This window comes from Streptomyces sp. DvalAA-14, from assembly GCF_900091855.1.
In the GTDB taxonomy this organism is placed as follows: Bacteria; Actinomycetota; Actinomycetes; order Streptomycetales; family Streptomycetaceae; genus Actinacidiphila.
In genome coordinates, this window is record NZ_FMCH01000282.1 from 1 (window position 1) to 4,470 (window position 4,470).

Annotated in this window: 3 protein-coding genes and 1 pseudogene; 1 reads left to right on the forward strand and 3 read right to left on the reverse strand. The window is 77.0% G+C overall.

Going from position 1 to position 4,470, the window contains the following annotated elements:
• Nucleotides 1–323: 323 nt before the first annotated feature.
• On the reverse strand, nt 324–1,259 hold the full coding sequence (gene fmt, locus GA0115240_RS14425) for a methionyl-tRNA formyltransferase (RefSeq protein ID WP_093737078.1): 936 nt from the start codon (nt 1,257–1,259) through the stop codon (nt 324–326).
• 115 nt (nt 1,260–1,374) lie between these two features.
• Entirely contained in the window at nt 1,375–1,920 is a 546-nt protein-coding gene (gene def, locus GA0115240_RS14430) for a peptide deformylase (RefSeq protein ID WP_093737079.1), read from the reverse strand.
• Nucleotides 1,921–2,200: 280 nt separating this feature from the next.
• On the opposite strand from def, the gene GA0115240_RS14435 reads away from it, so the two are divergent.
• Entirely contained in the window at nt 2,201–2,677 is a 477-nt protein-coding gene (locus tag GA0115240_RS14435) for a hypothetical protein (protein WP_093737080.1), read from the forward strand.
• Between the two features lie 242 nt (nt 2,678–2,919).
• Here GA0115240_RS14435 and GA0115240_RS38120 read toward each other — a convergent pair.
• Nucleotides 2,920–4,470: pseudogene (locus GA0115240_RS38120) on the reverse strand (primosome assembly protein PriA); the annotation flags it as partial.

Here is a 4,470-nt window from a genome sequence, read left to right on the forward strand (position 1 = left end):
CCCGGCGCACCGCCGCGCGAGCAACCCACCACCGGCCGGCGGGCCGGCAGCCGACCGCAACGGGCTGGGCGCGCGGGCCCAGCGCACCGCCACGACCGCGCCCCACCAGGGGCGCGAGGAACGGCGCCAGCAACCCACCACCGGCCGGCGGGCCGGCCGGACGACCGGAACGGGCTAGGCGCGCGGGCCCAGCGCAGCACCGCGACCGCGCCCCACCAGGGGCGCGAGGAACGGCGCGAGCAACCCACCACCGGCCGGTGGCCCGGCGGACGACCGGAACGGGCTGGGCGGGCGGGGCCGGTGGTGGACGGCGGACGGGCGGGTCAGGAGAAGACGGTGCCTGAGGGGAGCCTCGTGCCGCGGGCCCAGTCGGCCGCCGGCATCGGCCGCTTGCCCTGGGGCTGGACCTCGCCCAGCCGCACCGCGTGGCTGCCGGTGCCGACGTGGACCGCGTTCTTCGAGACGGCCAGCTCACCGGGGGCGAGGCCGGCGAGGTCGGTGGCGTCGGCGAGGGTGACCGGGCCCAGCTTGAGGCGTTCGCCGGACGCCAGGGTCCAGGCGCCCGGCGCCGGGGTGCAGCCGCGGATCAGGCGGTCGACCCGGAGCGCGGGGGCGGTCCAGTCGACGGCCGCGTCCTCCACGGTGAGCTTCGGAGCCAGGGTGACGCCCTCGCCCGGCTGCGGCCGGGCCACCAGATCGCCGGCCTCGATCCCGTCCATCGTGGCGGTGAGCAGCCGCGCGCCGCTGTGCGCGAGCCGGTCCAGCAGGTCGCCGCTGGTGTCGGTGGCGCGGATCTCCTCGGTGATCACGCCGTAGACCGGGCCGGAGTCCAGCCCCTGCTCGATCAGGAAGGTCGACGCCCCCGTCACCTCGTCACCGGCCATCACCGCGTGCTGGACGGGTGCGGCGCCGCGCCATGCGGGCAGCAGCGAGAAGTGGAGGTTGATCCAGCCGTGGAGCGGCACCTCCAGCGCCACCTTGGGCAGCAGCGCCCCGTAGGCCACCACCGGGCAGGCGTCCGGGGCGATCTCCCGGAGCCGGGCGAGGAAGTCCTCGTCGCGCGGCCTGGCCGGCTTGAGCACCTCGATCCCGGCGGCGGCGGCCCGCTCGGCGACCGGGCTGGCCAGCAGCTTGCGGCCGCGTCCGGCGGTCGCGTCGGGCCGGGTCACGACGGCGACGACCTCGTGCCGGTCGGAGGCGAGCAGGGCGTCCAGGGCGGGCAGGGCGGCCTCGGGGGTACCGGCGAAGACGAGCCTCATCGTGCGGGGTGTGCCTCTCGGTGGGCGGTGCGGGCGGGGAACGGGGCTGGGGCGGTGTGCGGGCGCGGGGAGGGGCCGGGGACGGGTCCGGGCGGTGCACCCGGGCGCGCCCCCCTCACAGGGCGCGCCCGAAGGTGTCGTGCGGGGAGACCTTGATCCGCGGCGCCTGCTCCCCCGCCCAGCGCGCCTCCCGGATCGCCTTGAGCGCGTCCTTGCGCAGCGCGCTGTCGAGCCGGTCGATGAAGATGATCCCGTCCAGATGGTCGGTCTCGTGCTGGATGCAGCGGGCCAGCCGCTCGGTGCCCTCGACGGTCACCGGGTCGCCGTACATGTTGAAGCCCTTGGCGACGACGCCGAACGCGCGCGTGCAGTCGTAGGTCAGACCGGGCAGCGACAGGCAGCCCTCGGGCCCCTCCTGCTCCTCCTCGCTGAGGCTGAGGTCCGGATTGATCAGGTGCCCCAGCTCCCCATCCACGGAGTACGTGAACACCCGCAAGGAGACGCCGAGTTGGGGTGCGGCCAGACCGGCGCCGGGGGCTGCCTGCATGGTCTCGGTCAGGTCCCGGACCAGATGGCGCAGTTCCAGGTCGAAGGTGGTGACCGGCCGCGCCGTCATGCGCAGCACCGGATCGCCGAACAGGCGGATGGGCTTGACGGACACGCGGGGCTCTCCTGGGGACGGGGGGCTCTGCAACGGCAGGCGTCAATTCTAGGGCCGCCCCCGCGCGAAGGTGCGCGCGCCCGTTGTGCGCCCCCCGCCGGGTGGGCCGCGACCCGATTTGCGTGACTCCTTGGGGCGGTGGCGCGTTGGTCAAGAGAGTTTGACCGAAAACGGGTCAATGCGCCTTCGCCGCGCGCGGCCCGTTCCTTGTAACCGTCGGTTGGAGAGGCTTCGTTGATCGCCCGACCACGCAACCCCTGATGCCCAGGCACGGGCGAGCCTGCACCTCCTGGTGCGGGACATCGAACGGGTCCGCCGACAGGTGGACGCGCTGCGCACCCTGACCGCCCAGTTGGGCAATGTCTACCGGCCGCGCCGCGGCAGCCCCACCGCCGGCTTCGTCGTCTACGGCCGGGCGCCGGCCCCCACCGTGCGGCTCGCGCAGGAGCTGCGCGACAGCGTGGAGACCCTGGTCACGGCGGCGGTGGAGTTCGACCGCTCGCTCGGCTTCTCCTGGGACGCGGTGGGCTCGGCCCTGGGGGTGACGAAGCAGGCCGTGCACCGCCGCTACGGGGGCCGTCGCTCCGGCGCCCCGGAGCCCGACGAGCAGGACACCCGGGGCGCGGCGATCGTCCCCGCGGCGCGTGCCATGCCGTCGGCCCTGCCGCTGAGCGGCTCCTGCGAGGAGGTTCTTCCCCCCGCCCTGCCGGCCCCCGCCGCGTCGAGTCCGTCCCTCCCCGGTCCCCGCAACGGCTGACCCCACCGGGCCCGGTGTTGCCGGCCCGCCGCCGCTCGGCGGGCCGGGGCTCGCCTGCGGCCGGCGCCCGATGGCGCCACCCCGTGCCACCCTCCTCGTCCCGCTGCCGGCACGGCGTCGCCCGATCCCACCGGCTCGTCAAACCGCCTCGTCACACCGGCCTCGCGCGACCGCCCCCCCCGCGACCGTCCCCCGCGGCCACTCCTTGCCACCGCCGCCCGCTTCCGCCCGTATCCGACCGCTCAGCCGATGTCGGGTGGGTCGATACGGATGAAGGTCGGCTCCGCGGCGCCGCGGGTCGCCCGCTGCACCTGGGCCTCCTTCAGGGCCGCGGCCAGGGCCGCGCCCGCCCCCCGGGGGGAACCCGCAGGAGGAGCCGCTCCCATGCCGTGCCCGGCGGCGGGGTGAGGGCACCCCCACGCGCCCGGCCGGTGCCGGCAGGAGCCGCCGCGGCCAGCGGCACCGGCCCGAGCAGATCCGTACCGGCCGGCAGCCGTACCAGCTCCATGAACTCCGCCAGCGCCGCGGGCGCCCCGGTGACCGAGGCCATCCGCGCCACCGGTGGAAACCTCAGCTCGGCCCGCTCGGCCAGCTCACGTACCGCGTGCCCGGCCGGATCCCACCGCACCAGGGCCTGCACCGGCCGCAGCGTGGCCTCGGCGAGCACCACCACCGTGCCGCTCTGTGCGGCGGGCCGCACCAGTGCGGCGGCCAGTGCCCAGCGCCGCAGCGCCTCCTCACCGGCCCGCAGGTCCGGCCGGTTCAGCAGCGCCCAGCCGTCCAGCAGCAGCGCCGCCGCGTACCCCTCGTCGGCGACGGGTTCGGCGCCCGGGGTGGCGATGACCAGCGCCGGGGCGGCGCCGACGGTGGCGAGCACGGCGTCGCGCCCGGAGGTGCGTACCGGCACCCGGGGGAAGGCCCGCCCGAGTTCCTCCGCGGTGCGCCGGGCGCCGACCACCTGGGCCCGCAGCCGGAAGCCGCCGCACTCCTGGCAGTGCCAGTCCGCGGCGGGCCGCCCGCACCAGCCGCAGTGCGGGGTCCCGGTCCGGTCGCGCAGCTCCAGCGGCCCGGCGCAGGCGGAGCAGCGGGCCGGTTCGCGGCAGCGGTCGCAGGCCAGCCGGGGCACATAGCCGCGCCGGGGCACCTGGACGAGAACCGGGCCGCGGGTGAGCGCGTCCCGGGTGACCTGCCAGGCCAGCGAGGGCAGCCGGGCGGCTCGGGCCGCCTCGTCGCGGGCCTGGTCGGTGTCGCCGACGGTGCGGATCAGCGGGGCTGCGGCGCGGACCTCGTCGCGGCTCGCGGCCAGTGGCAGCGCCCACCCGCTGTCGACGAGCTGGGCGCCCTCGACGGTGCTGGTGATCCCGCCGAGCAGGAAGGCGGTGCGCTCCTCGCGGGCCCGCAGCAGCAGCACGTCGCGGGCGTGCGGCTGCGGGGCGTGCGGTTCGGCGTGGCTGGAGTCGCCGTCGTCCCACAGCGCGACGAGACCGAGGTCGGCGACGGGTGCGAACATCGCGGCGCGGGTGCCGATCACCGCGCGGACCGCGCCGCGGCTGACCGAGAGCCAGCGCTGGTAGCGCTGCTCCGGCCCGGCGTCGGCGGTGAGCATCACATGGTGGCCGGCGCCGATCAGGTCGGTGAGGGCGGTGTCCACCCGGGCGGCGGACCGGCCGTCGGGCAGGACGGCGAGCGCGCCGCGTCCGGCGGACAAGGCGGCGGCGATGGCCAGCGCGAGTTCCTGCGGCCAGTGCGGCCCGGGCAGCGCGAGCCAGACCGCCCGGGGGGTGTCGCCGCGG

Bases quoted from the DNA above. Each gene is read 5' to 3' on its own strand.
- fmt (WP_093737078.1), bottom strand. From the start codon at position 1,259: ATGAGGCTCGTCTTCGCCGGTACCCCCGAGGCCGCCCTGCCCGCCCTG.